This is a genomic window from Sorangium sp. So ce321 (assembly GCF_051530195.1).
In the GTDB taxonomy this organism is placed as follows: Bacteria; Myxococcota_A; Polyangia; order Polyangiales; family Polyangiaceae; genus Sorangium.
Window position 1 is genome coordinate 6,329,315 of record NZ_CP150329.1, and the last position, 25,489, is coordinate 6,354,803.

The following is a 25,489-nucleotide window of genomic DNA, read 5'->3' on the forward strand; positions in this document are numbered from 1 at the left end:
CGCGGCGCCGCGTCCGAGCTCATGGGCTCGGACGAGGGCCGCGGCGTCCTGACGCGCAGCGCCGCGTCCGAGCTCATGGGCTCGGACGAGGGCCGCGGCGTCCTGACGCGCGGCGCCCTACAGCTTCATCGCCTTCTTGAAGCGCTTCGCGTCGGCGAACATGTCGACGTTCGTGAACACGTACGTCGCGTCGTCGTGCTTCGCGCCGCGCGCGATCTCGGCGAGCCGCTCGATCGCCGGGTCCTCGTAGCGCGACTTGTGCCCCGCCGGGCCGTGCAGGCGGTAGTAGGCCACCTTCAGCCGCGAGAGCCCCGCGATCAGCGGGTCGCGCGCGGCGAGGGCGCCGACCTCCTGCGTGAGCTCGTCGCTCTCGTCCGGATCCCAGCCGGGCGGCGGCTCGAAGACGACGCGGTCGAAGCGCTTCTTCACGCTGACCAGGAAGTCGCGCAGGATGGCCTTGTTCGCGCGCGTCGGCGTGAACTCCGGGGGGCCGACGAAGACCGCGCTCTTCGCCTCGAGCTCGTCCGCGACGGCCTCGATGCTCTTCAGCGCCGTCTCGATGACCTTGCCGTCCCGGAACCCCTCCTGGCCGATCTCGCGCGGACCGAGCAGGGCGAAGCGAAAGCCGACCGGAGCTTCGCGCCGCCAGCGCCGGATCGTTCCAGGTCCCGGGAGGGACACGTGGGTCTCCTGCACCTCCACGAACATGAACTCGCGGAAATAGCGCGTCGCTGGGACGGGAAAACCGGCGCAGCCGACGGTAATCATCGTCCGCACCCTAGCCCACGCGCGCCTCGGCGAGAAGCCAGACCGATGGATTTCTCGACTGGCTCGCCCGGACGCCCGGGAGAGGGCCCGGCCGCTCGCCGACCCCCGAGGTCCCGGCCGGCGCGCCAGGCCCGGGGACGCCGCGCGAAAGCCAGGCGCGCGGCGCTCCCCGGGCCTGGCGCGCCGCGCGGGCGCGAGGCGCGCGGCGCTCCCGGGGCCTGGCGCGCCGCGCGGCGCCTGGATCCCCCGCGCGGCGCGGGGCGCCCGCTCACTCCTCGCCCTCCCGCCGTGGCGCGGCAGCGCGCTCGGAGCACGGGACCGCGGCCGCGCTCTCGGCCTGCTCGAACGGCAGCGCGAGCGCGGCGGCGCCGCCCGAGCGGCGGTCGATCTTGCGCTGGAGACGGGCTCGGCGGCGCGCCTGCGCGGGCTCGGGCTCGGCGGTGCCCTGGTCGGCCAGCTCGAGGGCGCGGGCGAAGGCGCGGACATGGTGCTCGTAGAGCTTCGCCAGCTCGAGGCGCACCGCGGGGTCGTCGATCTCGGCGGCGAGCGCCTCGTAGTCCGAGAGCGCCCGCGCCTTGTCCCCGCGCGCCTTCGCTATATCGCCGCGCGCGCGCCGCGCCGCCGCGCCGCCGCCGCGCTCGACGGCGGCGTCCGCGAGCTCGGCCGCGCGCTCCAGCGCGCCCGCCCTCCGCAGCGTCGCGGCTACCCCGGCGAGATCGCCGGCGGCGAGGCTGCCGAGCGGCTCGCCGTAGAGGCCGACCAGCGCGACCATCGCGAGCACGTCGGCCGCGTTGTGCTCGACCACGCCGAGCAGCGCCTCCTCGTCGCCGGTGCGCAGGAAGTGGGCGTAGCACGCGACGATCTCGCCGCCGGGCACGTCGCCGACGCGCACGCGGCCGAGCACGTCGTGCTCGAGCGCGATCAGCGTGCGCGTCTTCAGCCGCGCCTTGTGGATGCGGCGCGCGACGTGGACGAGATCGAGGTGCGGCAGCTCCGGCGGCGGCGGGAGGCGGTTCATCACGTAGCGCGTGCGCAAGAGCGGCATGTCGAACGCCTTGCCGTTGTACGTGATGATCATCGAGGCGCCGGCGAGGCGCTCGGCGAGGCGCTGCAGGATGGGCTCCTCCTCGCCGAGGCGGCGCAGGAGGAGCTGCTCCATGACGAAGCCGTCGGACGACGGCTCGCCGAGCGGCCCCGCGCTGGCCCCCCCGGGGTCGAACCAGGCGAGGCCGATCAGGAACGGCACCGTGCCCGTGCCCCCGGCGAGGCCCGTGGTCTCCGTGTCGAGGAACAGCGCCCTCCGGACGTCGCAGCCGGCGAGCGCCGGGTCGAGCGCCAGGAGCGCGAGCATCGCCGGGTCGGCGTCGCGCGCGGCGACGAGCGGCGCGCGGCCGACGCGCGCCGCCGCGAGCGAGCGCGTGCGGCTCACGTAGAGAAGCCCCCCGGGCGTCTGCTCGACATGGAAGGGGAGCTCGCCGCGCGCGGGGTCGGCCCTGGGCGTGGGCGGCGCGCCCCGGGCGACGATGCGGGAGATGCGCTCGCGCAGCTCATCGAGCGAGGGTCGAGCGCCCGCCCCGACGGGCGGCGCGGCGGCTGGCCGACCCGCCGCGGCCGCGGGCCGAGCCGCCCCGCCTGCAGCCAGCGCCGCTTCGCCCGCGTCCGGCGCCGCTTCGCCCGCGTCCGGCGCCGACGGCGTCAGCGCGGCGGGCAGCTGAGCCTCGTCCGCCGCGACGCCGCGGGCGCGCGACGCCGGCGCGGGGGCGAGCGGCGCGCCGCTGCGCCGCTCCGCCGGGAGCGGCCCGAGCCGCGCGAGCTTCGACTTGAACGACGTCATCGGCTGGCCGCGAGACTTCCACGCCGGGCACTGCGCATCAAGTCAGTGGTCCAGGCGGGCGGCGCCGGAGGGCGCGAACCTCGCCCGGATCGAGGCGAGCACCTCGTCGGCCTGCCGCTCGGTCGCGGCGCGATCGCCGGAGTTCTCGATGACGTAATCGGCGACGGCGACCTTGCTGGAGAGCGGGAGCTGCGCGGCGAGCCGGGCGCGCACCTCGTCCTCGGTCGCGCCGTCGCGCGCCATCGCGCGGGCGATCTGCACCGCCTCGGGCACCGCGACCACCACCAGCGGCCGAAACACGTCGACGACCCGGTTCTCGACGAGGAGCGCCGCCTCGTAGCAGGCCAGGGGCTCGCCCTGCGCCTCGAGCGCGGCGGCGCGCTCGAGCGTGAGCGCCGTGATGCGCGGGTGCACGATCGCGTTGAGCTGCCGGCGCTTGCCCGGATCCGCGAACACCGCCGCGGCGACGCGCGCGCGGTCGAGCGAGCCGTCCGGCAGCAGCACCTCCGGACCGAAGGCGCGGACCACCTCGTCGAGCCCCTCGGTTCCCTTCGCCACCACCTCGCGGGCGAGCGCGTCGGCGTCGATGACCGGAAGCCCCTGCGCGCGAAACCGAGCGGCCACCGTGCTCTTGCCGGATCCGAGGCCGCCGGTGAGACCGAACAGGACGAGCCCCATCGCCTCAGCCCCCCCGGAGGAGGGCAACCCACGTCCCCGCGCCGCCGTCCGACCCCGACGCGCCCTGATGACGCAACGCGTCGTACTTCGGCTCGCCTGCCGTGCGCCCGACAGCGGCCCGGCGGAGGTCGTGAAAACGCCGCGACGTCCGTGAAAGTGCGGCAGCGACGGCGCTGGGCGCTGTCCGGGGGTGCCTGTTCTCCTCGTGACCACCCATGGCCCGAGCCTACCCCAGCGGGGGGTCGCGGCCGTCGAGTTTCCGCGCCGTCGGCGCTTAACAAGTCCGCTTCTCCGGGAATGCAACTACCATAACGGGGTGGTGGCAAAGATCGATGACCGGCCGGAGTCGGGCTTGCACGCCGCGTTCGATCGCTCGGACGCGCACCGCGGCTCGCCGGACAAACAGCTCGCGGCGTGGTTGTCCGAGGTCGACGTCGGCGTGATCGAGATCGACGCCGAGCAGCGCGTGGTGCGCTTCAACGGCGCGGCAGAGCGGCTGACCGGGTGGTCGATCGTCGAGGCGCGCGGCGCGCTGCTCGATCGCGTGCTCCGCCTGATCCCCGCGGCGGGCACGACGAGCGGAGAGCCGGACATCGACGTCGGCGAGATGAACGAGCTGTTCGACGAGGCCGCGCCAGCGAAGGCAGCGCCCGCGCTCACGCCGCGGCGCGAGCCCGTGGCGCCGCTCGCCCCGGTGATCATCGACGAGGGCGCGCTGCGCACGCCGGGCGCGCCGCTCGCCGCGCCCGACGCGGGCACTTCGGGGAGGCCGCCGGGGCGCTACACAGCACTGCTCGAGCGTCGCGACGGGTCCGTCATCCCGATCCTCCACACGATCGGCGCGCTCACCGGGCGGCCCACGCGCGAGGGCCAGCGCGACTCGAAGCCGCCGCCCGCCCCCGGGCAGCTCATCCTCTTCCGCGAGCTCGGCGCGCCGGGTCCGCTGCCGATCCACCCGGCCAAGCCGCGCTACGACGCGCTCACGCGCCTCCTCGATCGGTACGCGATCATCGATCGCATCGAGGAGGCGCTGAACGACTGCAGGAAGGCGGGGACGCCCTACGCGCTCTGCTACATCGATCTGGATCGGTTCCGGCTCGTGAACGCGACGTGCGGGCACGAGGCGGGCGACGATCTGCTCCAGTGGGTCGCGACGCGCGTGCACGAGATCGTCGGCCCGAAGGACGCGGCCGGGCGGATCGGCGGCGACGAGTTCGTCCTCCTGCTCGCGGACAAGAGCGAGCGCGAGGCGGAGCGCATCGCGCGCGACCTGCAGATCTGCCTGCTCGAGTTCCGGTTCGGGTGGGCGGAGAAGACGTTCTCGATCGGCGCGAGCATCGGGCTCGTGGTGCTGAACCCCCACTTCGAGCGGGCGGTCGACGTGCTCGGCGCGGCGGATCACGCGTGCCGCATCGCGAAGGAGAACGGGCGCGGGAGGCTGCAGGTCTACCTCGACGACCAGCAGATGACGACGAGCCGGCGCTCGATGCAGTGGGTGGCGAGCCTGCAGCGCCACCTCGCCGAGGGGCGGCTCAGGCTCTACTCCCAGGGGATCCACCCGCTCGTGATGCCGGGCGCGGCGCACGCGCCCCACGGCGCGCACTTCGAGGTGCTCGTGCGGCAGCTCGGCGAGGACGGTCGGCTGTACTCGCCGGTCGGCATCATCCAGGCGGCGGAGCAGAGCGGCCTGATCCACGTCATCGATCGCTACGTCGCGCGGCAGGCGTTCCGGCTGATCGGCGCGATGCCGCAGCACGCGCTGAGGCGCCTCGACACGTGCTCGATCAACCTGTCGGGCGTGTCGCTGCTGCGCGAGGGCCTGCTCGACTTCCTGGTCGAGCAGCTGCACCGGGCGCAGGTGCCGCCGAGCAAGATCTGCTTCGAGATCACCGAGACGGCGGCGCTCGCCAACCTCGGCGAGGTGCTGTGGTTCATGCAGGAGCTCGGCGCCATGGGGTGCCGGTTCGCGATCGACGACTTCGGCAGCGGCCACGCGTCGTACGGCTACCTGGAGAGCCTGCCGGTCGACTACGTGAAGATCGACGGCATGTTCGTGCGCGATCTCCAGGACAACACGCTCCACCGCGCGATCGTCGAGTCGGTGCACCGCATCGGCGACACGCTCGGCATCAAGACCGTCGCCGAGCAGGTGGAGAACCAGGAGATCGCCGACCTGCTCACGACGATGGGCATCCACTACGCGCAGGGGTGGCACTTCGACAAGCCGCAGCCGCTCGTCGACCTCTGCGCGTCGCTGCGCGCGCAGGGCGACCCGAGCGACCCCGACCCGACGGGCTCCCCGGCGGGCCGCTGACGACGCCGTCGCGGGGGCGCCGCCACGCGGGCGCCGCCGCGGGGGCGCTGCCGCGCGGGCGCCGCCGCGCGAGGCGACCTTCAGCCGAGCACGGCCGCGGACGTGCCGAGGGTGACGCCGGCGGCCTGCATCTCGGCGAGCGCGGCGGCGACGCCGGCCTCGGTGATGCCGGCGACGGCGTCGGTGAGGAGCGTCGTGCGGTAGCCGCGCTGCGCCAGGCCGAGGGCGGCGGCGCGGACGCAGTAGTCGGTCGCGACGCCGTAGACGACGAACTCCGGCGCGACGCCGAGCGCCGCCACGAGCTCGCGCAGGAAGCCCTCGGCGAGGGGGTTCGCGAACAGGCTGTAGACCTCCTTCTCGAAGTAGACGCCGTGGGTCTGGCCCATCGCGAGCTCGCGCACCGCCGCGTCGATGGGCGCGCGCGGGACGTTGGGGATGAAGCGGAAGCGCGGCGGCAGCGTCCCCTCGACCTTCAGCCAGCCCGGCGTCCCCTTCACGCAGTGATCAGGGAAGCCCGGCTTGCCGCCCTCGGGCGCCGGCGTGTCGTTCGACCCGAACTCCCACGCGTCCCACGCGTGCGAGTCGACCGAGCCGACGATCGGGATCCCGTGCGCGACGGCGTGCTCGGTGAGCCTGCGGAACAGCGCGTTCGGCGAGCCCTTCACGTGGAGCGCGCCGGTCTCCTCGCAGAAGTCGCGCTGCACGTCGACGTCGACGAACACCCTGGGGGGCGAAGATTGCCGGGTCACGTTGCCACTCGCCATGTCATCTCTCCTCTCGCGTACCTCTCGCCCGGCGACGCGCAACCTCGCGGCGGCGCGCGGCGCGACCTCGCTGGCCCGCGCTATCCTGCGCCGGCGACGACGCGGGCGCGCACCGTCTCGACGAGCGCGCCGAGCTCGGCAGACACCTCGACCGCGAACGGCGCGCCCGGCGCGGGGTCGTCGTCGATGCGCCGCAGCGCCTCTGGCAGCCCGCCGAGCTGCTCGCGCACGCGCGCCCGGATGGCGTCGAGCCCCTGGGGCGGCGCGACGCGGGCGCCGCGCTTCATCACGGGCGCGAGCAGCGGCTCGGCCCCCGGGCCCATGGGCTCGCTGTCGAGCGCGATGATGTCGCGCGCGAGCTTGCCGGCCTTGTCACGGAAGCGGTGCACCTGGTGCGCGCCGGGCAGGGTCGCCTTCCCCTCCGAGAACTTCGCGATCGGCGTGCGCTCCCCCGCGGCGGCCGGATCGGCGCCGCCGATCTCCACGAGCTTGTACACGCCGCCCAGCGAGGGGGCGTCGATCGAGGTCACGAGGTCCGTCCCGACGCCGTAGAGATCGATCGGCGCCCCGGCGCGCCTGAGCTCGGCGATGCGGTGCTCGTTGAGATCGCCCGAGGCGACGATCTTGGCCGACGCGCACCCGGCGGCGTCGAGGATCCTCCGCACGGCCACGCTGAGCGCGCCGAGGTCGCCCGAGTCGAGCCGCACCCCCTTCAGCTTGTCGCGCGCGATCGCGGCCGCGCGCGCGGCGCCGATGAGCGTGTCGTACGTGTCGATGAGCAGGATCGCCGCGTTCGGGAAGACGGCGACGTAGCCCTCGAACGCCGCTTCCTCCGTCGGGTGGGCCATGGTCCACATGTGCGCGGCCGTCCCGTGCACCGGGATGCCGAAGCGCATACCGGCCTCGACGTTCGAGGTGCCAACGCAGCCGACCGCGTAGGCGGCCCGCGCCGCGTCGACCGCCGCGTCCGGGTGCGTCCTCCGGGTGCCGAACTCCATGACCCCCGCGTCACCGGCGGCGAGGACCACGCGCGCGGCCTTCGAGGCGATCGCTGTCGCGTGGTTGATGGCGGACAGGGCGAACGTCTCGATGAGCTGCGCCTCGATGAGCGGCGCCGTGACGCGCAGGAGCGGCTCGTTCGGGAAGAACACCGTCCCCTCGGGGACGGCCCAGACGTCGCCGTGGAAGCGGAAGCTCCGCAGGTAGTCGCAGAACGCCGGCGTCATCGCGTCCGCGAGGGCGGGGATGGCGCTCAGGTACGCGATCTGCTCGTCGGTGAAGCGGAGCCCCTCGAGGTAGCGCACGACCCGATCGAGCCCCATCGCGACGAGGAAGCGCCGGTGCATGGGCAGCCGCCGCACGAAGAGCTCGCACGTCGCGACGCGCGAGGTCATGCCGCGGTGGAAGTAGCCCGCCGCCATCGTCAACTGGTAGAGGTCCGTGTGTAGCGCGTCCACCGCTCATGGCTAGAGACGCTGGACGTACGGGTCAACCTGAAGATCGCGCGGCGGACGTACGGGTCGCTCCGTTCCACGCTGCTCCTTGCCGTGCGCGGCTGCGCGCGTGCGCCTCGGCCTGGCGCGACGACGAGGCCGGAGCCCCGGCAGCAGCGCGCCGCGGGTGGCGTCCCCGCGACGGCCGCGGCTGGTCTAAGCTCCGCGTCGTGGCAGCGAAGATCCTGGATGGCAAGGCGATCGCCCAGAAGGTCCGCGACGAGGTGCGCGAGGGGGTGGCCCGCTTCGCGGCCGCCCACGGCCGGCCGCCGGGGCTCGACGTGCTGCTCGTCAGCGACGATCCGGCCAGCGTGACGCACACGCGGAACAAGGAGCGGACGTCGAACGAGGTCGGCATGCGGGGCCGGCTCCGCGCGCTCCCCGCCGAGACGACCGAAGCGGAGCTGCTCGCGTTCATCGCGGAGCTCAACGCGGACGAGACCGTCGACGGGATCCTCGTCCAGCTGCCGCTGCCGAGCCACATCCGCGAGCACCGCGCGCTCGGCGCCGTCGATCCCGCGAAGGACGTCGACGGTCTCCACCCGGTGAACGCAGGCCTGCTCGCGCTGGGCCGCCCGGGCGCCCTCGCGCCGTGCACGCCGGTCGGGTGCATGCGCCTGCTCGCCGAGGCGGGCGTCCAGGTCGCCGGCGCCCGCGCGGTGGTGGTCGGGCGGAGCAACCTCGTCGGCAGGCCGATCGCGCAGCTGCTGCTCGCGCAGCACGCGACGGTCTCCGTCGCCCACTCCCACACCCGAGATCTGCAGGCGATCTGCCGCGAGGCGGACATCCTCGTCGCCGCCGCCGGCAAGCCGAAGCTGATCGGCGGCGACTGCATCAAGGAAGGGGCCACGGTGATCGACGTCGGCCAGACCCGCAACGAAGCGGGCAAGCTGGCGGGCGACGTCGATTTCGATGCCGCCAGCGAGCGCGCGGCCTGGATCACGCCGGTGCCGGGCGGCGTCGGGCCGATGACGATCGCCTCGCTGCTCGAGAACACGCTGCGCGCGGCGGAAGCGCGGGTCGCGGCGCGGTAGCCATGGCCGCGCCGGGCTGGGAGGCGGCGGCTCGGCGCACGGCGGCGGGCGCGGGGCTCGGCGCGCTCGTGGCGCTCGCCGGTTGCGGCGACGCCGCGGAGGCCAGCGGCGCGCCGCGCGCGTCCGGCGGCGCCGCGGCGAGCGCCGGCGCGGGCGGCCAGGGCGGCCAGGGCGGCGACGCGAGCGGCGCGCCGGTCGAGGCGATCCTCGCCGATCTGCGCGCCGACCGCGACGCGGCGCTGCTCGCGCACGCGGCGCGGACCGGCTGGCCCGTCCCCGTGGACGGCGGCCATCTCTTCGTCTCGACCAGCGAGAGCCTGCACCTGATCGCGGGGGATCACGACGGCTGGGCCGGCGCGGAGATGACCGGCGACGCCGGCTTCCACTGGATCGTGCTGAACGTGCCCGCAGGCGATCGCTACAAGTTCACCGACCGGACCGCGTGGGCGGCCGACCCCTGGTCGCGCGCAGCGACCTACGACGAGCTCGGCGAGATGAGCCTCGTCGCGCCCAGCGAGGCGCACCTCGATCGCCACTTCGGCGTGGGGGACGCGGCGATGGCTCCGCGCACCGTCCGCGTGTGGGTGCCGGAAGCGGCCGTGGACCGGGTCCTCTACGTTCACGATGGCCAGAACCTCTTCGATCCAGCGGGCCCGGCGGGCGGATGGCACCTGCAGGATCACGCGCCGCGGGGGGTGCTCCTCGTCGGCATCGACAGCACCCCGGCGCGGCTGGACGAGTACACGCACGTCGCGGATCGCATCGAGGACGGCGGCGCGCTGGTCGGCGGGAAGGGCGACGCGTACGCGGACTTCCTGAAGGACACGGTGCGGCCGTTCATCAGGGCGCGCTACGGCGAGCCGGGGCCGGTCGGGATCATGGGCTCGTCGCTCGGGGGGCTCATCAGCTTCCACGCCGCCGAGCGCCACCGGGGCGAGTACGCGTTCGCCGCGAGCCTGTCCGGCACGATGGGCTGGGGCAGCATCGGGGCCGACGTGCGCCACGAGACGATGATCGAGCGGTACGCGGCGCACACCGAGCGGGTGGCGACGCTGTACCTGGATTCGGGCGGCGGCGGGGCCTGCGTCGACGACGACGGCGACGGCATCGAAGACGACGATCCGACGGCGGCCGACAACTACTGCGAGAACCTGCAGCTGTGGGGCGTCCTCACGCGGGCCCAGTCGCCGTACGTGGAGGGCGCGAGCGCGTTCTATGCCTGGCACGCGGGCGCCGAGCACGACGAGGCGGCGTGGGCCGCGCGCGTGGCCGAGCCGCTGCGGGTCTTCGAGGCGCTGTGACGAGGGAGCCCGCGAGCGCGCCGCAGCCCCGGGGGCCGGCGGAGGCCCCCTGCCCCGCCGAGCGCGCCGCGGCGTTCGTGGCGCGCGAGACCGCCGTCGCTTGCCCGCCGTTCGTCCCCGAGGTGAGGCTCCACCTCGCGACCGAGGTCACGCCGCTCTGGCACGCGACCGAGGCGGCGCTCGCGCGCGCGGGCGTGCCGCCGCCCTACTGGGCGTTCGCGTGGGCCGGCGGGCAGGCGCTCGCGCGGTACCTGCTCGATCACCCCGCCGCGGTCTCCGGCAAGCGCGTGCTCGACCTCGCCGCCGGCGGCGGCGTCGTCGCGATCGCCGCGGCGCGCGCCGGCGCGGCGAGCGTGAGCGCCGCCGACATCGATCCGTTCGCCGCGGCGGCGCTGGAGCTGAACGCGGCCCTGAACGGCGTCGCCGTCGAGGTGATCGCGGAGGACCTCACGGCGAGCGCCGCGCGCGGCGCGTGGGACGTCATCGTGGCCGGCGATGTCTGTTACGAGCGCGCGATGGTCGATCGCGTGCTCCCCTGGCTGCGGCGCCAGGCCGGAAGCGCGGTGGCGGTGCTGGTCGGGGACCCGGGGCGCTCCTACTGCCCCTCGGAAGGCGTCGAGGAGCTCGCGCGTTATCTGGTCCCGACGTCGCTCGACCTCGAGGGTCGCGAGCAGCGCGAGACGCGCGTCTTGCGGCTGCTGCCGAGTCCGGCAAACCCCGGGGTGGCTTCAGCCCCCGATGGAGAATAGGGTCCCTTCATGAGTCGATCTGCGATGGTCCTCGCGGGCGTTCTGCTCGCCACCGGCTGCGGGCGCGGCGACGAGGCTCCAGTCTCCTCGTCATCGAGGACAGCCGCGGTGCCTGGCACCGACAATCGAGCTCAGCCCTCCGCGGCCGCGAACCCGGCCGCCTCTGCAGCATCCCCTCAGCCCGCGACGGGCCCGGCGGCCCCCGACGCAGCGGCTGGCGCGGAGAGCCCCAGGGCCGCCCAGGGTGCCCCGGGCGACCCTCGCATCGAAGGAATCCGGAAGAGATACGCGGAGATCCAGGCGGACAGAGGGCTCGAAAAGAGCGAGCTCCGCATGGACTGCCCTGGTCGCGAGGGGAGCGCCGAGGTGCGGCTGCACCAGAAGAACAACGCTGTCTCGATCGCAGAGCTGAAGGACATCCCCCCGGGAGACGGCGGGTCCACGTACCACTTCTATTATGACGACGGCCAGCTCATCTTCGCCCTGAACGACGCCGAGCCCTTCGGCGGCGCCACGGAGACCCGCCTTCTTCAGCGCAGGTTCTACTATCACCAGGGCAGCCCGATCCTCTGCACGAAGAAGGAGGTATGGGGCCCCGCCGACAAGGTCGAATCCCTGCTGAACAACGCGCCCAATGAGCCTGTTGACTGCTCCTTCGCGCCCAAGGTGCAACGTCTCGCCTCGACGGTGAAGAGCGGCGCAGCAGGGATGGACGACTTGAAGAAGCTGCTCTGCGCAAAGCCGGCCAAGTAGACCGCCCGGTAGCGAACGCCCGGCGGCCCGCGCCCTCACGGGTCGTGAATCCCCTGCCCGCTCCAGCCTCGAGGACCACGCCCGCAGCGTCTCAGGCGCCGGGCGCCGCGCCTTCCGCGCCGAGGCGGCCCGCGCTCAGCCGCTGCGGCCGCCCCCCGAGCGCCGCGGCGAGCACCGGGTCGTTCGTCGTGAGGAGGGTCGCCTTCCCCTCGGCACGGCGCTGCTCGATGAGCTCGATCACCATGCGCGCCCCGTCGGCGTCCAGGCCGTTCGTGGGCTCATCGAGCACGAGCAGCCACGGGTCGCCCACGAGCGCGGCGAGCAGGAGCGCGCGCTTGCGCTGGCCGAACGACAGCCCGGAGAGGCGCTGCCGGTAGAAGGCGCCCGCGCCGATCCGCTCGACCCACGCGCGGTCGAGCGGAGGCGCCTGCTTGAGCGCGCTCACGAGGGCGCAGAGCTCGGAGACCTGGAGGTCGGGCAGCGCCTCGGTCGCGTCGGGCGCATAGCCGAGGCGGCGCCGCGCCGCGGCCCCACCGCCGTGGATGGGATCGCCCGAGAGCGTCACCGCGCCGCGATCGGGATCCAGCACCCCGGCGACGATCCGCAGCAAGGTCGACTTGCCGGCGCCGTTGCCGCCCATCACGACCGCCACGTCCGAAGGCCCGCAGCGGAGGTCGACGCCGGAGAGCACGTCCCTGCCCGCGAGCCGCTTGTGGATCCCCGTCGCTTCCAGCATCACCGCGCCGTTCACTCTCGCACGGAGACGCCGCGCTCGCCGCGCGAAGACCAGCGCGCGCCGGCGGGCCCCGCGAGCAGCGCGGCCGCAGGTGACCAGGCCGCGAGCGCGAGCTCGCGCAGGATCCACGCGGTCGCGGTCGTCGCCACGACGGCGGCGAGGACGGTGAGGAGCACCCGGCTGCTGTCGCGGCCGTCCTCCCGGACCGACCAGCGGACGCAGCCGAGCGCAACCCCGGACAGGAGCAACCCCGCGAGCCCCGCGCCGCCGAGGACGCGCAGCGCCGCGAAGGGCGCCGCGCGGTGGAGCGCGCCGACCGCCGCCCCGTGCGCGAGCGCAAGCGCGGTCACCGGCGCGGCGACCGCGAGCGCGGCGGCGCCCGCCCTGAGCGGCGCCGCGGCGCCGCAGGCGGCGAGGAGCCACGCGAGCCGCCGCTCCTCGCGCAGCACCGGGCCGGCGAGGCCGGCGCCCGCGCAGAGCGCGAACGGCGCGAGCGCGACGAGCGACGCCGCGGCGAGCGGCTCGTCCGCGAGCGGCCCGATGCTCCGGGCATAGGCCACCCCGACGAACGCGCCGAGCGCCGCGAGCGCCATGGCGCGCACGAGCACCGCGCGGTGGCCGCGCAGGAGCGCCGCCAGGTAAGCGAGCGAGAGCGAGGCGAGCGCGCCGCCGAGGAAGGGCGCAGCCGACGGGAGCAGCGAGGGCTCGCGGCCGGCAGCGACCTCCGGCGCACGCATGAACGCCGCGCGCAGCCCGACGACGAGCGCCGGCGCGGCGCAGGCGAGCAGGAGCGCCGCGGGCGCCCCGAGCAGGATCGCGCCGGCGAGCAGCGACAGCGACCCGAGCTCGCGCGCGCCGCGCGGCCGGGCGAGGAGCATGCAATGTGCCGCCATGGCCGCAGCGCCGGCGGCGGTGCCGGCGAGCGCGCCAGCGGCGCTGCCGTCGAGCGCGCCGACGCCGATGGCCCAGAGCGCCACCCAGGGGAGCTCGGCCACGGCGAGGAGCAGCGCGTGCGCCGAGAGCAGGTGGGCGCGCGGGACCGGCAGGGCGCGGAGAAAGAAGGTCGCCGGCGCGCGGAGCAGCGACCGCGCCGCCGGCGTGCCGACGAGCAACCACACCGCCCACAGCGCGAGCCGGAACGGCAGCGACTCGGCCGCGAGGCCGGTGAGCTGCGACGGGTGCATGCCGTTGCCCCCGAACACGATCGCCCCGACGAGGCCGAGCCCCATGTACAGCGGCATGGCGCGCGCGACGGCGTCCTTGCCGGCCGTCGAGGCCAGGGCGCGCAGGACGAGGGCGAAGCGGCGCAGCACGTCACGTGCTTTTACCGCATGGCGCGCCGGATTGACGCACCGGAAACGCCCTTCATGGTCGCGCCACGAGCGCAGCGAGGGGGCCCGTGCCCCCTCGCTGCGACGACGATCTGTCTGGATGGACTCGAGTCGAGGGCGGGGCGCCGATCAGCCGGCAGGGCCGCGCGGCGGCCTCGCCAGCGCTCTCACCGCCTGGCCCCCTCGCGCGGGCGCGCGGCCGCCGCGGGGTCGAACGAGCAGGTCAGGCCACAGGTGCTCGCCGCCTGCTCGACGCACGCGCGGTCCCACGAGTTGTCGCAGCAGTACGGGTCCGCCGCGCACACCGACCGGGCGCACGGGTCGCACTGGGCGTCGAGCGGGGCCCCGGGCGAGCACAGGTCGTGCGCGCACGCCTCCTCGCATTGCACCCCGCAGGTCTGCTCGGCGGCCGCGACGCAGACCCGATCCCACTCGTTCGTGCAGCAGTACGGATCCGCCGCGCACACAGCGCTCACGCACGGGTCGCCGCAGGTCGGATCCAGCGGCGCGCCCGGCTCGCAGACCGACTGCTCGCACGTCGGACACGAGCCGCAGTCCTGCGGGCAGCTGCTGCAGTCCTCGCCCGGCGCGCACACGCCGTCGCCGCAGCCCTGGCCCGGGCACGTCTCGCCGCACACCGACTCGACTGCCTTCACGCAGGCGTCGTCCCAGCTCGCCTCGCAGCAGATCGGGTCCACCGCGCAGACCGCCGCGACGCACGGATCGCAGGCCGGGTCGAGCGGGGCGCCCTCCTCGCACGTCGCGTGAGCGCAGGTGCTCGCGCTCTCGCCGATGACGCGCACGTTGTCGATGTACCACCCCTCGAGATCGTTCACGGCTGGGTCGACGGTGTCGAAGCGGAACGCGATGGTGATGCGCCTGTCCGCGAAGGGCGCCAGCGACTCGAGGCGCGGCTCGAATCCGCCGCTGGTCCACGCGGTCGTCCTCGGGAAGACCGCCGTGTTGGCCGGGTCGTCCACGTCGGTCACGACGATGTACGCGGTGTCGAAGATGTCGCCGCCCTCGACCTCGATGAACTGGTCGACGACGAGGAACGGGCTCTGGACGCCGCTGAGATCGATGACCGGCAGCGTGAGGACCCCCGCGTTCGTCGCGCCGGTGTCGTAGTTGCCCGTCGCCTCCTGACCGTACCAGAACGAGCGATCCCCCTCGGAGGCGCGGCGCGTGGTGATGTGCCACAGGCCGTCGGCGCTCCACGCGCCCGCGTCGCTCTCGAAGCCCTCGGTGAACACCTCGACGCCGGCCCCGGTGGCGATCTCGAGGTTGCTCGACACGAGCCCGAGGTTGCCCGCCTCGTCGACGGCGCGCATCGCGACGAACACGGTCGAGGCGGGCGGCAGGCCCTCGATCACCGCCTGCACCGGCAGGCCGCCCGGCTGCGCGGGAGGCGCGGACGCCGGCCTGGCGACGGCGAAGTTGCCGTCGTCGAGCGGGGCCAGCGACCACCGGATCTCGTAGCCCGCCGGCGTGCCCTCGAAGCCGTCGTCGCCAGGCGACGTGAACTGGACCGACGCCGAGGTGGCGCCGACCTGGAGCGCCACGAGATCCGTGACCTGCGCCGGCGGGGTCATGTCCGAGGTGAGCGCGAAGCCGAGGCCGTGGATCTCGGCGGCAGCCCACAGCGACGCCCAGTGGGCCGTCCCGTTCTCGAGGTCGCCGTCGTCGTCGTCGCGCAGGAACACCTCGCGCACGGCCGCGGGGATGTCAGGGGCGTTCGACGGGAAGGAGGGCAGCACCAGGGCCCGCGCGAGCGCGTCGCCGGCTTCCTCGCCCAGCTCGCCGATCAGGTTGGCGCGGGCGTGCCACACGAAGCCGGCCCACGACTGCCCGAGGTTGTGCTCCTCGTCGAAGCCGCCCGGCGGATACACGTAGTCGTTGTCGCACGTGCGGATCAGGCCGCCGTCCGGGGTGATGCCCTGGCCGATGAGCGGGCTCTTGAGCAGCAGGCAAGCGAGCGTGTCGCCCCACCCCTCCGAGAGGCCACCATCGAAGATCCCGCCGAACCGGTCGTCGACGAAGTGGCCATATTCATGGGCGATCACGCTGTCGATCGCCGAGTTGTTGCAGCCGCCGCCGGAGAGGAAGAAGTTGACGCTGACCGCGCCCGGGTCGTAGTAGGCATTGCATATATCGTCGAGGTTGACGTTGGTGGGCAGCGGCTCGCCGAGCGCATCGGGCGCAAGGCCGTTCGTCTCGAGGAACGAGCGCGTCGCGTCCACGTAACGATACGCGGTTGTCTGCGCGAGCTGCTGCTCGCCTGCGCTCCCGGGCGCGAAGACGAGGCCGACCCCTGCGACAGCCGCGCCCGTGGCCACGAGGTTGGGCCCGGCCACGTTCTGCACCGTCGACGCGCGGCCCGTCAGGCTGGCCTTGAGGGGCGCGCCCAGCGGCACATCGATGCTGAAGGCGCCGGCGGCGTCGGCGTCGACGCTGGCGCCGGCGCCCGAGACGCGGGCGTGAGGGAGGCTCGTCTGCGCGACAGCGCCGCCGGGCGCGCCCGGGGCGCCGCCGCTCACGGTCAGGCCCGAGACCGAGCCGGGGATGACATCGAACACGCGGTCATCCAGCGTGAGGAACCGGCCGGCGGACGGGCCGTTCGCGATCACCAGGACGCGCTCGTGGCGGCCAGCGAGGCTGATGTCCCAGACCATCTGGAGCGCGCCGGCGATCGGGCGGATCACCTTCTCGGACTTCGCCACGGGCGCGTCGGGCTGCTCGCGCAAAGCCCCCCGGGCGAGCGCGCGGGCGCGCTCCTCGCCGATCCGATCCTGCGTGTCGACGAGGGGCTCCTGATAGAGGTGGTGGCTCGACGCCGAGAGCGTGCTCCCGCCGGTGCCGTCCGCGCGCAGGGTCAGGTTCAGGTACGTGCCGTGGATCGGGACGCCGTCGCGGGTCTGACGGTAGCTCACGTGGCTGAGGGTCGACCGGGCCGGCGTGCGCTCGACATGCTGGCTCGCGATCACGAAGTCGCGCGCCGCGAGCGGCCCGAGCGCGCTGCCGAGCTCGTCCTTGAGCGCCGGCAGCACGTCGACCGCGTTCATCGAGCGGGCGGGCGCGATCGAGCGCCTCTTGCCCTGATGCACACGGCCGCCCCTCACCTCGCGGCCGTAGGTCTTCGCCGCCTGAGGAGGAGGATGGGTGGCCGGAGGCGAGACGGCCGGAGTGTCGTCTCCGTCGCCGCACCCTACCCCCATGCCAAGACCCAGAAGAAAGAGAGTCATCCATCCACGATGATTACGCATCTATCCCTCCGATCGTGATGATCAGGTTCGAATCAGGACACAGAAAGCCATGGCACCGATGATCCGGTGCATCGCCAAGTCACCCTGTGAGTTCGCCATTCGCTCGCCCGGAACATCCGGGCGCTCGCGATACATGCAGTGGTCAGCGAGCCTGCCGGCCCTGAAGGAGCCAGCAACGCCGTCCCCCGCGGTCTGCGACGGTCGCGTCTGTCAGCGCATGTGAAGGAAGCAACGTCGCTCCAGCGGAGCTCCGCTCTCGTCGTCAAGTCTCCGCGGCTTCGATTGCGCGCCTCCGCGTGTACGCTTGTTCGCGCCTTCGCCCTGTGGCGCTCTCACGTCCTCGTGCTCTCGTGCTCTCGTGATTGCACGCGATGTACCAGCGGCATCCCGCGCTCTCGGACGCCGTCGCCGTCATGATCTGGAGCCGGAACAAGAACGTCCCTCGGCTCCGTGGAGCTGGCCATTTGCCGGCCGGCCGGCTGGCCGGCCGGATATCCCCGATGGCCGCTTGCGTACTTGCACAAGATGTTGCGGCAGGTGGCGACGAACCCGCGCCTCGCGTCGCTGCCAGCTCGCTCGCCAGCGACGCATGCTGGAGGACGGACACCGGGCCCAGCCCGCGAGAGGGCGCCTCGACCGAGGCAGCAGCGCGCCGCCAGCGCGCCCGGCCGTGCTCGGGCACCGCGACGCGCCCCGCGCGGCCGGGCAGCGCTGGCGGTGCGCGGAGAGCTCCGGAAGACGTAGAATCGCCGGGTGAGCCGCTCCCCCGGGCGCCGTGGCGCCTCCCCCTCGCAGCTCTCGCTGTTCGATCCGGCGCCGACGCCCGCCGCCGCCGAGGCGCCCGCGGCGAGCGAGCCGGACGCGATGGCTGCGGTCTACGACGACGCCGCCCGCGTCGCGGCGCGGCTGCCGAGAGGGCTGCACCTCGGCACGAGCTCGTGGAGCTTCCCCGGCTGGCAGGGCCTCGTCTACGCCCGGCGGCACAGCACGGAGGAGCTCGCGCGCGACGGCCTCGCGGAGTACGCCCGCCACCCGCTGCTCACGACGGTCGGCATCGACCGGAGCTTCTACGCCCCCATCCCCGACAGCGACTTCCGTCGTTATGGCGCGCAGCTGCCGGACGGCTTCCGCTGCGTGTCGAAGACGCTTCACGCCGTCGTCTCCCAGACGCTGCACCGGTCGCAGGCGCCGCAGGAAGAGGGCGAGGGGCAAGGCGCCGGCCGCGGTCCCGCCGAGCCGAACCCGGACTTCCTGTCGGTGCCGCTCTTCCTCTCGCGGGTCGCCGCGCCGCTGCTCGGCGTATTCCGGGCCCACGCAGGGCCGGTGCTGCTCGAGCTGCCCCCCGTCGGCCCGGCCCACCGGCTCCCGCCGCGCGCGTTCTTCGAGCGGCTCGACGCCTTCCTCGGCGCGCTGCCGCGCGAGCTCTCCTACGCCGTCGAGATCAGGGAGCGCGCCTACCTCACCGGCGAGTACCGGGAGATCCTCGGCGCGCACGGCGTCGCCCATACCTACAGCTACTTTCGCACCATGCCGTCTCCCGGCGCCCAGGCCGAGGTGGTGCCCGTCTCGAACGCCCCCTTCGCGCTCGTCCGGCTCCTGCTCAAGCCCGGGCGCCGCTACGAGGCAGAGCAGCGGCGATTCCACCCCTTCGACCGGATGGTCGAGCCCGATCCCGCCATGCGCGCGGAGGTCGCGCGCATCGCGTGCGAGGCCGCGGCGCTGCGCCTCGAGAGCTTCGTGCTGGTGAACAACAAGGCCGAGGGCTCGGCGCCGCTCACGGTGCGCGCGATCGCCGAGGAGGTCGCCGCGGCGTGGGAGGCGCCCGCGGCGGCCGCGGGAGGGTGATCCCGACCAGGACAGAGCGCTCCGCCAGCCCGCCGGGCGGCGCGCTCCGTACCTCGCGCGGAGGACAGACTGGAAAGGTCCCCCGTGACGGCGGCGCCCGGGCCAACGCGGCGCGCTCCTCAGGGTTCCGGGGCGCGAAAAGCCTCTCCCCGCCGCGCCATCCGTGCAACACCACGCGCTCCGCGGCCCGGGCGCGCCGGGCCGCAGCCGAGGACGCGCACAGCGCTGGAGGTGCTCAGTGAAACGCAGTGAAGCTCCGGCCCGGGCCGACGTCGTCATCGTCGGCGCGGGCCACAACGGTCTGGTCGCCGCCGTCCTCCTCGCCCGCCGCGGGCTCGAGGTGGTGGTGCTCGAAGAGAAGGACGCGGTGGGCGGCGCGGTGAAGACCGAGCACCCCTTCGCGAAGGCGCCGGCGCTCGGCGTCTCGAGCGGCGCCTACCTGCTCGGGCTCGCCCCGCCCGAGCTGCTCCGCGAGGTCGGCGTCGACCTGCCCCTGCGGCGGCGCGATCCGCACTACTTCCTCCCGACGACCGACCGGCGTTACCTGCTCTTCGGCTCGGATCAGGCCGCCATGAAGCGGCAGTTCCTGGACTTCTTCTCCCAGCAGGACTGGGACGCGAACAGCGCGCTCCAGGCCGAGCTCGCCGCGCTCCGGGACGACATCGCCCCGACCTGGCTCGAGGAGCCGCTCTCCATCGAGGAGACCGCGGAGCGCCGCGTGCGGCCCGCCCTCCGGAAGACATTCGTGGAGCTCTGCCGGGGCACGATCTCCGACTACCTCGCCCGGTTCGGCTGGAAGAGCGATCTCCTCCAGGCGATGTACGCCGCGACCGACGCCTTCTCGGGGCTCGCGGGCGGCTTCGACACGCCCGGCACCGGGATGAACTTCCTCATCCACAACCTGTGCCGCCTCCCCGGCGCGGACGGCACCTGGATGATCGTCGAGGGCGGGATGGGCACTGTCAGCCGCCTCTTCGCCGAGAAGGCGAGGGCCGAGGGCGCGACGATCGTCACCGGCGCCCGCGTCGCGCAGATCGAGTCGTCCGGCGGCGCGGTCTCCGGCGTGCTCCTCGAGGACGGGACGCGCATCGCGGCCAGGGTCGTCGTCTCGAACGCCGATCCGTTCCGCACCCGCGCGCTCGCCGGCGAGGCGGCGATCGGGAAGGCGCTGTCGGCGCGGCTCGACGCGCTCGCGAAGGACGGCTCGACGCTCAAGGTCAACATGGCCCTGACCGGCCTGCCCAGGTTCACGTGCCTCCCGGAGGATCGCGGGCAGTTCGGGCCGACGATCCACCTCCTGCCCGACGAGGGCGTCGTGATGGACGCGCTGCGGCAGGCCCACCGCGACGCGATGAGCGGCCGCCTCCCCGAGTTCCCCGCGATCGAGTGGTACTTCCACACGCCGATCGACCCGAGCCTGCGCGACGCGGAGGGCCACCACAACGCCGCGCTCTTCGTGCAGTGGGTGCCCTACACGCTCGCGAGCGGCGAGACGTGGGGCGAGGCCGCGCCGCGCTACGTGAAGCACCTCCTGTCGATCTGCGACCGCTTCGCGCCGGGGATGTCCGACCTCGTGCTGGACACGTTCACGCTGGCGCCGCCGGACATCGAGCGGCACTTCGGGATCACGCGCGGGCACATCCACCACATCGACAACGGCTTCGGCTTCGCCGATCGCGTGCCTTACCGGTTCGGGCTCGCCGGGCTCTACTCGTGCAGCGCCGGCACGCACCCGGCCGGGTCGGTCATCGGCGCGGCGGGGCACAACGCCGCGAAGGCCGCGCTCGCCGACCTGGACAGGTGACCCGGGCGGCGCGCGCCCGAGCGCTCCGGGACGGCTGTCGCCAGCACGTCGCGCCGCGGCCGCCTCGCGCGAGCGCCGTGGCGCCTGGGTATCTGTCGTAAGATCAGCTGCCCGATGCGACCGGCGCTTACCCGCCAGCGCCGCCCATTCCCAGGTCGCCGCCGGTTCCGAGGCCGCCGCCGGTGCCCAGGTCGCCGCCAGCGCCGAGGCCGCCGCCGGCGCCCAGGTCACCGCCAGCGCCGAGGCCGCCAGCGCCGCCCTGCCCGGCGCCGAGGCCGCCAGCGCCGCCCTGCCCTCCAGCCCCGTTGCCGACAGGGCCCTGGTCGCCGGAGCTCCGCCCGCCGGTGCCCTGGTCGCCCGAGGTGCCGTCGCCGCTGCTCTGCCCGTCAGGAGGCGTGGTGGGCGGCCCCGAGGGCGGGCTCGGGGGCGGGAGGTCGGACGGCGATGGCTCGCTCACGCACGCGGCGCCGGCGAGCGCTGACAGGATCAAGGGAAGCCGCAGGAGCAGGTGTCGCAGGGGCATCGAGGACGTGGGACGCATGACGTTGCACCGTGCCTTTCTTGGTCAGTTTCGGGACACATGGAGCGAAGGCAGCCCCATGCCCAGTGTCCCGGGTGCCGCGGCGTGCATCTGGCGCTCGGCATCGCTGCAGTGGGGGCGGCCGCCTGGCGCCCGTCGCGCTCCCCGCTCGCGCCGCGCCTCGCCGTCCGGCGCTGGCCGCGCGATCAAACGGCCGCGCGCACGAGCCGTCCCTGCGTCGTCACGACGGCGCGCTCGAGGGGCGCGCCGGCGTCCACGTCCACCCGCGCGCCCGGCCACACGACGCACCCGCGGAGCGCTCCGGCCCCCTCGACCCGCGCCCCCGCGCCGACCACGCTGCCGCTCACGTCCACGCCCCCGGCCACGGACGCGCCCGGGCCCACGTGGCTCCGCAGGCCGCGCTGCGCGAGCCAGCGCGCGCTCGCGTCGAGGTACGCGGCGAGCGTGCCAATGTCGTGCCACACGCCGGGCGCCGCGAACGTCGCGAGGGCGCGCCCCTCGCGCAGCCACGGCAGGTACACGTCGCCGACCATGCAGCCGCGCGGCGGCAGCCGCCGCCGGAGCGCCTCGCCGACCACGTGCACGCCCACGAAGTCGCCGCCGGCAGCCTCCTCGCCGAAGCGCTCGCCGCGCAGCCGGACCACCTCGCCATGCGCGCCGACGCCCACCGTCCCCTCCCCGGCCGGCCGCGGCGCGACGGCGAGCGTCGCGGCCGCTCCATCCTCGCCGTACGCCTCGCCGCGCGCCTCACCATGCGCCGCGCAGAGCGCCGCCACGTCGAGGTCGATCAGGATGTCGCCGTTCCAGAGGACCACGTCGCCGCCGCCGAGCGCGCCGGCCGCGTTCGCGAGGCCCCCGGCGGTGCCGAACGGCTCCGGCTCGTGCAGCACCTCGACCGGGACCGGGAACGCCGCGATCAGGTCGCGCGAGAAGCGCTCCGCGAGGTGGGACTTGTTCAGCGCGGCGCGCCGGACGCCGCCCGCGGCGAGCTGCTCGGCGATGTGCGCGATGAGCGGGCGATCGCCGAGCCACAGCAGCGGCTTCGGCAGCTCGTCCGTGAGCGGGCGGAGCCGGGTCCCGAGCCCCGCGGCCAGGATCATGGCAGAGGCCATGCGCGCGAGGATCGCCCCTCCGCGGGAAACGTCAAAGAAATCGAGGGCGCGACGGGAGATCGCGGCCGGCGGGCCGCCGCCGCGCGCTCACTCTCCCCTCTCGTCACTCTCCCCGCTCGAGGAGCTCCCGCGTCGCGCGATCGAGCAGATCGTGGCCGCTCACGTCGCCCTCCTCAAGGTGGGCGACGCCGATGCGGATGACCATCCGGAAGGGCATCGACGGGATCCGCCGGAAGCGGTGCTGGCGCACCTTCTCGCCGAGGACCTTCGCGAACGCCGAGGCCCGCGTCCGGCCGATCCCGGGGCAGACGATCGCGAGGATGTCGCGGCGGTAGCGCCCGAGCAGCCCGCCTTCCGGCACGTAGATCCCGACCACGCGCGCGAGGTCGCCGAGGATGCGGTCGACCCCCGCCCGGCCGTGCTTCTCCTCGATCTCCTGGAGGCCCTCCACGCCGAGCAGCAGCAAGGAGAGCCGCCTGGTCCGCTGCTCCCTGGCGCGCTGGACCTCCTTCTTCAGGAAGGCCCGGAGCCGCTCCTCGTGGACGACCGCGGCGAGGTCCTCGTCGCGCTGCCGCGTGTCGGCGGGCTTCGGCGCGGGGTCCGGAGGCTTCGGCGCGGGGTCGGGCGGCGCGGCCGCGCGTCGCTCGTCGAGCTCGATCCCCCGGCGGGATTTCGGCGCGGGGTCCGGAGGCTTCGGCGCGGGGTCGGGCGGCGCGGCCGCGCGTCGCTCGTCGAGCTCGATCCCCCGGCGGGATGACGGCGGGGGGTTCGTGGGGGGGACGGGCGAGGGCGGCGGGGTCGACGGGGCCGGCGCGCCGAGGGCCTCCGCCATCAGGGCGATGGCCGTCGTCGCGCGGTCGAACCGGTCCCTCGGATCGATCGCGGTCGCCTGCAGGAACCAGGCGTCGAAGGCGGGCGGCAGCCGGATGCTGCGGCGCCGCGCGGCGCGGACGCTCGGCGGCTCGGGCAGCCCCGCCGCCATCCGCTGCAGGAGCGCATAGATCGACGGCATGACGTTGGCCTCGGTCAGCCAGTAGGGGCTGCCGACGAGCAGCGTGAAGGCGACGTGGGCGAGCGCGTGGATGTCCGCCCGCGGCCCGACGGTGCCGTCGCCGCGGATCTGCTCGGGCGCCATGTAGAGGGGCGTCCCGACCATCGCGGTGCGGTCCGCCATGCTGCTCTGCGCCGCGACCTTCGCGAGGCCGAAGTCGAGGACCTTGACGCACGGCGAGCCGTCGTCCCGCCGCGTCAGGAAGAGGTTCGCGGGCTTGAGGTCCCGGTGGACGATCGCCGCCGCGTGCATCTTGTCGAGCGCGCGCGCGACCTGGGCCAGGTAGAGCACCACCTCCGCCGGCGGCAGCGGGCCGCGGCGCGCCGAGAGGGTCGCGAGCTCCTCGCCCTGGAGGAGGTCCATGACCAGGAAGGGCATCCCGGAGTCGGCGTCGATGCCGGCGTCGGAGATCGGGACGATGTGATCGCTCTCGATCCCGCCGGTGATCCTGGCCTCCTGGGCGAACCGGGCGCGCATGGCCGGGTCCTGGATGGATCCCGGGAGCATCACCTTGAGCGCGCGGCGGCGGTCGGTGACCTCGTCGACGACCTCGTACACCGCGCCCATTCCGCCCGCCTTGACGGAGCGGATGACGCGGTATCGCCCGTGGAAGGTCGTGTCGGGCTTGAGCTGCGCGAGGCTCGGCGGATCCATCGGGTGATCGGGGCCATAGGAGCATAGATCGGACAGCCCCGGGCCGTTCAGCGTTCGCCGCCGGGGCGCGGCGCGCCGACGCAAGGGTGGGCGCCGGAGCACGGCGCGCCGCCGCCAGCGCGCGGCGCCGGCGCGGAGAGCGTCGCGTCGGCGCGAGCGCGCGCGGGGATTGGGTGGCGCGGCTGCGTCGGCCCGGTTGCATCGAGGACACGATCGGGGCGGGGACGGCTGCTCCGCCGCGGGCGCGTCCGCGGCGCTGCCTGCGGGCGCGGTGGGCGGCGAAAACTCGACTCCCCCGGCGGTCGCGTGGTAGCTCCGCCGGGTGGGTTCTCATGCGCTCGCCGTCCTCTCCGCCGCGAGGCGGAGCTCCGCGCCCTGGGCCGCGGCCGCGTTGCTCGGCCTCGGGGCCGTGATCCTCGCCGCGCAGAGCTGCGGCAACGACGCCGTGGGCGTCGACGCCTGCCGGCAGATCGAGCGGGCCCGGTGCGAGGCCGCCGCCGTGTGCCCGGAGTGGGTCGGCACAGCCGCCGCCGACGAGCAGGTGAAGACCTGCGTCGAGTTCTACTGGGACCACTGCCTGCATGGCATCGAGAACGACGGCACCGGCGGCGGCGCTCAGCATGCGGTGGAGCCGACGAGCGATGATGTCCAGGCCTGCGTCGATGCCGTCGGCGCGACACGCAAGTGCGCCAGCGACAAGGTCGCCACCATGACGGAGTGCTCCGTCGAGCTCCTCGCACCGGGCGAGGATGCCTCGGTCAGCCCCTGCGTCGTGATCACCCAGCGGGCTCACGTGCTCAAGGCCTGCGCGTTCGTAGTCGACCCGACCGGCGCCGGCGGCAGCGGCGGCTCAGGCGGCAGCGGCAGCGGCAGCGGCAGCGGCGGCTCAGGCGGCAGCGGCAGCGGCAGCGGCGGCGCGGGCGGCGGCGGCAGCACCACCGCGGGCAGCGGCGGCGCGGGCGGCAGCGACGCGGGCGGCAGCGGCGGCGCGGGCGGCAGCGGCGGCGCGGGCGGCAGCGCTGATCCCTAGAGCACCTGTTCTCCGGAGCATCAGCCCGCATCGCGCGTCGCGCTGGACGACCTTGACCTCGACGCGCCTGTTTCAACGCTTGAAACGGGCCGCTCGCCCCCCGAGTCGCCCGTTTCAACGCTTGCGACGCCCTCCTGGCCACCCGAGCCGGCGCTCTCGAGGCTTGCGATCGCCTGCTCGGCCTCCCAGTGGGCCACCTCGGGCGTTGCAGCGGCCCGCTCGCTTCCCGAGTCGCCCGTCTCAACGCTTGCTTCAAGCCTTGCAACGGCCAGTGCTCCCGCTCCAGGCCCGGCCACGGCCACGCTCTGCGCGAGGTCCCGAGCACGAGCGACGCGAGCGCGCGGCCCCTGTCGTCCCCGGCCGCCGCGCGCTCCCCGGCTGCCGGTAGGCCGCCTGCGCGCCTTCAGCGTCGCGGCGCGCCCGGCGCCGCGTTT

Annotated in this window: 19 protein-coding genes; 8 read left to right on the plus strand and 11 right to left on the minus strand. The window is 74.5% G+C overall.

The annotated features are described in order from the left end of the window. Positions 1 to 117: 117 nt before the first annotated feature. From WME89_RS23290 to coaE, 3 genes are all read right to left on the minus strand, one after another. A complete protein-coding gene (locus WME89_RS23290) occupies positions 118 to 768 on the minus strand; it encodes a DUF72 domain-containing protein (protein ID WP_438011308.1) in 651 nt (216 codons plus the stop codon). Positions 769 to 1,036: 268 nt separating this feature from the next. Next, a complete protein-coding gene (locus WME89_RS23295; protein ID WP_438011309.1) occupies positions 1,037 to 2,602 on the minus strand; it encodes a ribonuclease H-like domain-containing protein in 1,566 nt (521 codons plus the stop codon). Positions 2,603 to 2,644: 42 nt separating this feature from the next. Continuing rightward, the gene (coaE, locus tag WME89_RS23300; RefSeq protein WP_438011310.1) at positions 2,645 to 3,280 is read right to left on the minus strand and encodes a dephospho-CoA kinase; all 636 of its coding nucleotides are present in this window, start codon (positions 3,278 to 3,280) and stop codon (positions 2,645 to 2,647) included. Between the two features lie 319 nt (positions 3,281 to 3,599). On the opposite strand from coaE, the gene WME89_RS23305 reads away from it, so the two are divergent. After that, positions 3,600 to 5,594 carry a putative bifunctional diguanylate cyclase/phosphodiesterase gene (locus WME89_RS23305; RefSeq protein ID WP_438011311.1) on the plus strand — a complete coding sequence of 665 codons (1,995 nt, stop codon included), beginning with the start codon at positions 3,600 to 3,602 and terminating at the stop codon, positions 5,592 to 5,594. Positions 5,595 to 5,674: 80 nt separating this feature from the next. Here WME89_RS23305 and WME89_RS23310 read toward each other — a convergent pair whose 3' ends face one another. Together WME89_RS23310 and WME89_RS23315 are read right to left on the minus strand one after the other, a co-directional pair. Beyond that, on the minus strand, positions 5,675 to 6,358 hold the full coding sequence (locus WME89_RS23310) for a cysteine hydrolase family protein (protein ID WP_438011312.1): 684 nt from the start codon (positions 6,356 to 6,358) through the stop codon (positions 5,675 to 5,677). Between the two features lie 80 nt (positions 6,359 to 6,438). Next, entirely contained in the window at positions 6,439 to 7,815 is a 1,377-nt protein-coding gene (locus WME89_RS23315; RefSeq protein WP_438011313.1) for a nicotinate phosphoribosyltransferase, read from the minus strand. A gap of 206 nt (positions 7,816 to 8,021) precedes the next feature. Between WME89_RS23315 and folD the strand changes: the two genes are divergently transcribed. From folD to WME89_RS23335, 4 genes are all read left to right on the plus strand, one after another. After that, a complete protein-coding gene (folD, locus tag WME89_RS23320) occupies positions 8,022 to 8,885 on the plus strand; it encodes a bifunctional methylenetetrahydrofolate dehydrogenase/methenyltetrahydrofolate cyclohydrolase FolD (protein WP_438011314.1) in 864 nt (287 codons plus the stop codon). A gap of 2 nt (positions 8,886 to 8,887) precedes the next feature. Continuing rightward, positions 8,888 to 10,186, plus strand: coding sequence for an alpha/beta hydrolase (locus WME89_RS23325; RefSeq protein WP_438011315.1), 1,299 nt, complete (start codon positions 8,888 to 8,890; stop codon positions 10,184 to 10,186). Beyond that, a complete protein-coding gene (locus tag WME89_RS23330; RefSeq protein WP_438011316.1) occupies positions 10,183 to 10,935 on the plus strand; it encodes a class I SAM-dependent methyltransferase in 753 nt (250 codons plus the stop codon). The genes WME89_RS23325 and WME89_RS23330 overlap by 4 nt, the downstream gene beginning before the upstream one ends. A gap of 333 nt (positions 10,936 to 11,268) precedes the next feature. Further along, positions 11,269 to 11,688, plus strand: a complete 420-nt coding sequence (locus tag WME89_RS23335; protein WP_438011317.1) for a hypothetical protein — start codon at positions 11,269 to 11,271, stop codon at positions 11,686 to 11,688. A 91-nt stretch (positions 11,689 to 11,779) separates the two neighbouring features. On the opposite strand, the gene WME89_RS23340 is transcribed toward WME89_RS23335, so the two are convergent. The 3 genes from WME89_RS23340 to WME89_RS23350 all read right to left on the minus strand — a co-directional run bounded on the left by WME89_RS23340 (position 11,780) and on the right by WME89_RS23350 (position 16,997). Then, positions 11,780 to 12,424, minus strand: coding sequence for an ABC transporter ATP-binding protein (locus tag WME89_RS23340; protein ID WP_438011318.1), 645 nt, complete (start codon positions 12,422 to 12,424; stop codon positions 11,780 to 11,782). Between the two features lie 11 nt (positions 12,425 to 12,435). Next, positions 12,436 to 13,737: a hypothetical protein gene (locus WME89_RS23345; protein ID WP_438011319.1), complete on the minus strand. Its 1,302-nt coding sequence runs from the start codon at positions 13,735 to 13,737 to the stop codon at positions 12,436 to 12,438. A 185-nt stretch (positions 13,738 to 13,922) separates the two neighbouring features. Further along, on the minus strand, positions 13,923 to 16,997 hold the full coding sequence (locus WME89_RS23350) for a hypothetical protein (protein ID WP_438011320.1): 3,075 nt from the start codon (positions 16,995 to 16,997) through the stop codon (positions 13,923 to 13,925). A 774-nt stretch (positions 16,998 to 17,771) separates the two neighbouring features. On the opposite strand from WME89_RS23350, the gene WME89_RS23355 reads away from it, so the two are divergent. Both WME89_RS23355 and WME89_RS23360 read left to right on the plus strand, forming a co-directional pair. Beyond that, positions 17,772 to 18,863, plus strand: coding sequence for a DUF72 domain-containing protein (locus WME89_RS23355; RefSeq protein ID WP_438011321.1), 1,092 nt, complete (start codon positions 17,772 to 17,774; stop codon positions 18,861 to 18,863). A gap of 238 nt (positions 18,864 to 19,101) precedes the next feature. Beyond that, entirely contained in the window at positions 19,102 to 20,667 is a 1,566-nt protein-coding gene (locus WME89_RS23360; RefSeq protein WP_438011322.1) for a phytoene desaturase family protein, read from the plus strand. Positions 20,668 to 20,794: 127 nt separating this feature from the next. Here the strand turns inward: WME89_RS23360 and WME89_RS23365 are convergent, their stop codons facing one another. From WME89_RS23365 to WME89_RS23375, 3 genes are all read right to left on the minus strand, one after another. Next, positions 20,795 to 21,208 carry a hypothetical protein gene (locus tag WME89_RS23365; RefSeq protein ID WP_438011323.1) on the minus strand — a complete coding sequence of 138 codons (414 nt, stop codon included), beginning with the start codon at positions 21,206 to 21,208 and terminating at the stop codon, positions 20,795 to 20,797. 185 nt (positions 21,209 to 21,393) lie between these two features. Then, a complete protein-coding gene (locus WME89_RS23370) occupies positions 21,394 to 22,320 on the minus strand; it encodes a sugar phosphate nucleotidyltransferase (protein WP_438011324.1) in 927 nt (308 codons plus the stop codon). 103 nt (positions 22,321 to 22,423) lie between these two features. After that, the gene (locus WME89_RS23375; protein WP_438011325.1) at positions 22,424 to 24,025 is read right to left on the minus strand and encodes a protein kinase domain-containing protein; all 1,602 of its coding nucleotides are present in this window, start codon (positions 24,023 to 24,025) and stop codon (positions 22,424 to 22,426) included. A gap of 322 nt (positions 24,026 to 24,347) precedes the next feature. On the opposite strand from WME89_RS23375, the gene WME89_RS23380 reads away from it, so the two are divergent. Continuing rightward, positions 24,348 to 25,055, plus strand: a complete 708-nt coding sequence (locus tag WME89_RS23380) for a hypothetical protein (RefSeq protein WP_438011326.1) — start codon at positions 24,348 to 24,350, stop codon at positions 25,053 to 25,055. Positions 25,056 to 25,489 lie beyond the last annotated feature (434 nt).

Excerpts from the sequence above, each read along its gene's own strand:
- WME89_RS23365 (WP_438011323.1), bottom strand. The coding sequence starts at position 21,208 with ATGCGTCCCACGTCCTCGATGCCCCTGCGACACCTGCTCCTGCGGCTT.
- coaE (WP_438011310.1), bottom strand. The coding sequence starts at position 3,280 with ATGGGGCTCGTCCTGTTCGGTCTCACCGGCGGCCTCGGATCCGGCAAG.
- WME89_RS23310 (WP_438011312.1), bottom strand. The coding sequence starts at position 6,358 with ATGGCGAGTGGCAACGTGACCCGGCAATCTTCGCCCCCCAGGGTGTTC.
- WME89_RS23370 (WP_438011324.1), bottom strand. The coding sequence starts at position 22,320 with ATGGCCTCTGCCATGATCCTGGCCGCGGGGCTCGGGACCCGGCTCCGC.
- WME89_RS23295 (WP_438011309.1), bottom strand. The coding sequence starts at position 2,602 with ATGACGTCGTTCAAGTCGAAGCTCGCGCGGCTCGGGCCGCTCCCGGCG.
- WME89_RS23335 (WP_438011317.1), top strand. The coding sequence starts at position 11,269 with ATGGACTGCCCTGGTCGCGAGGGGAGCGCCGAGGTGCGGCTGCACCAG.
- WME89_RS23375 (WP_438011325.1), bottom strand. The coding sequence starts at position 24,025 with ATGGATCCGCCGAGCCTCGCGCAGCTCAAGCCCGACACGACCTTCCAC.
- WME89_RS23290 (WP_438011308.1), bottom strand. The coding sequence starts at position 768 with ATGATTACCGTCGGCTGCGCCGGTTTTCCCGTCCCAGCGACGCGCTAT.
- WME89_RS23325 (WP_438011315.1), top strand. The coding sequence starts at position 8,888 with ATGGCCGCGCCGGGCTGGGAGGCGGCGGCTCGGCGCACGGCGGCGGGC.
- WME89_RS23350 (WP_438011320.1), bottom strand. The coding sequence starts at position 16,997 with ATGACTCTCTTTCTTCTGGGTCTTGGCATGGGGGTAGGGTGCGGCGAC.
- WME89_RS23340 (WP_438011318.1), bottom strand. The coding sequence starts at position 12,424 with ATGCTGGAAGCGACGGGGATCCACAAGCGGCTCGCGGGCAGGGACGTG.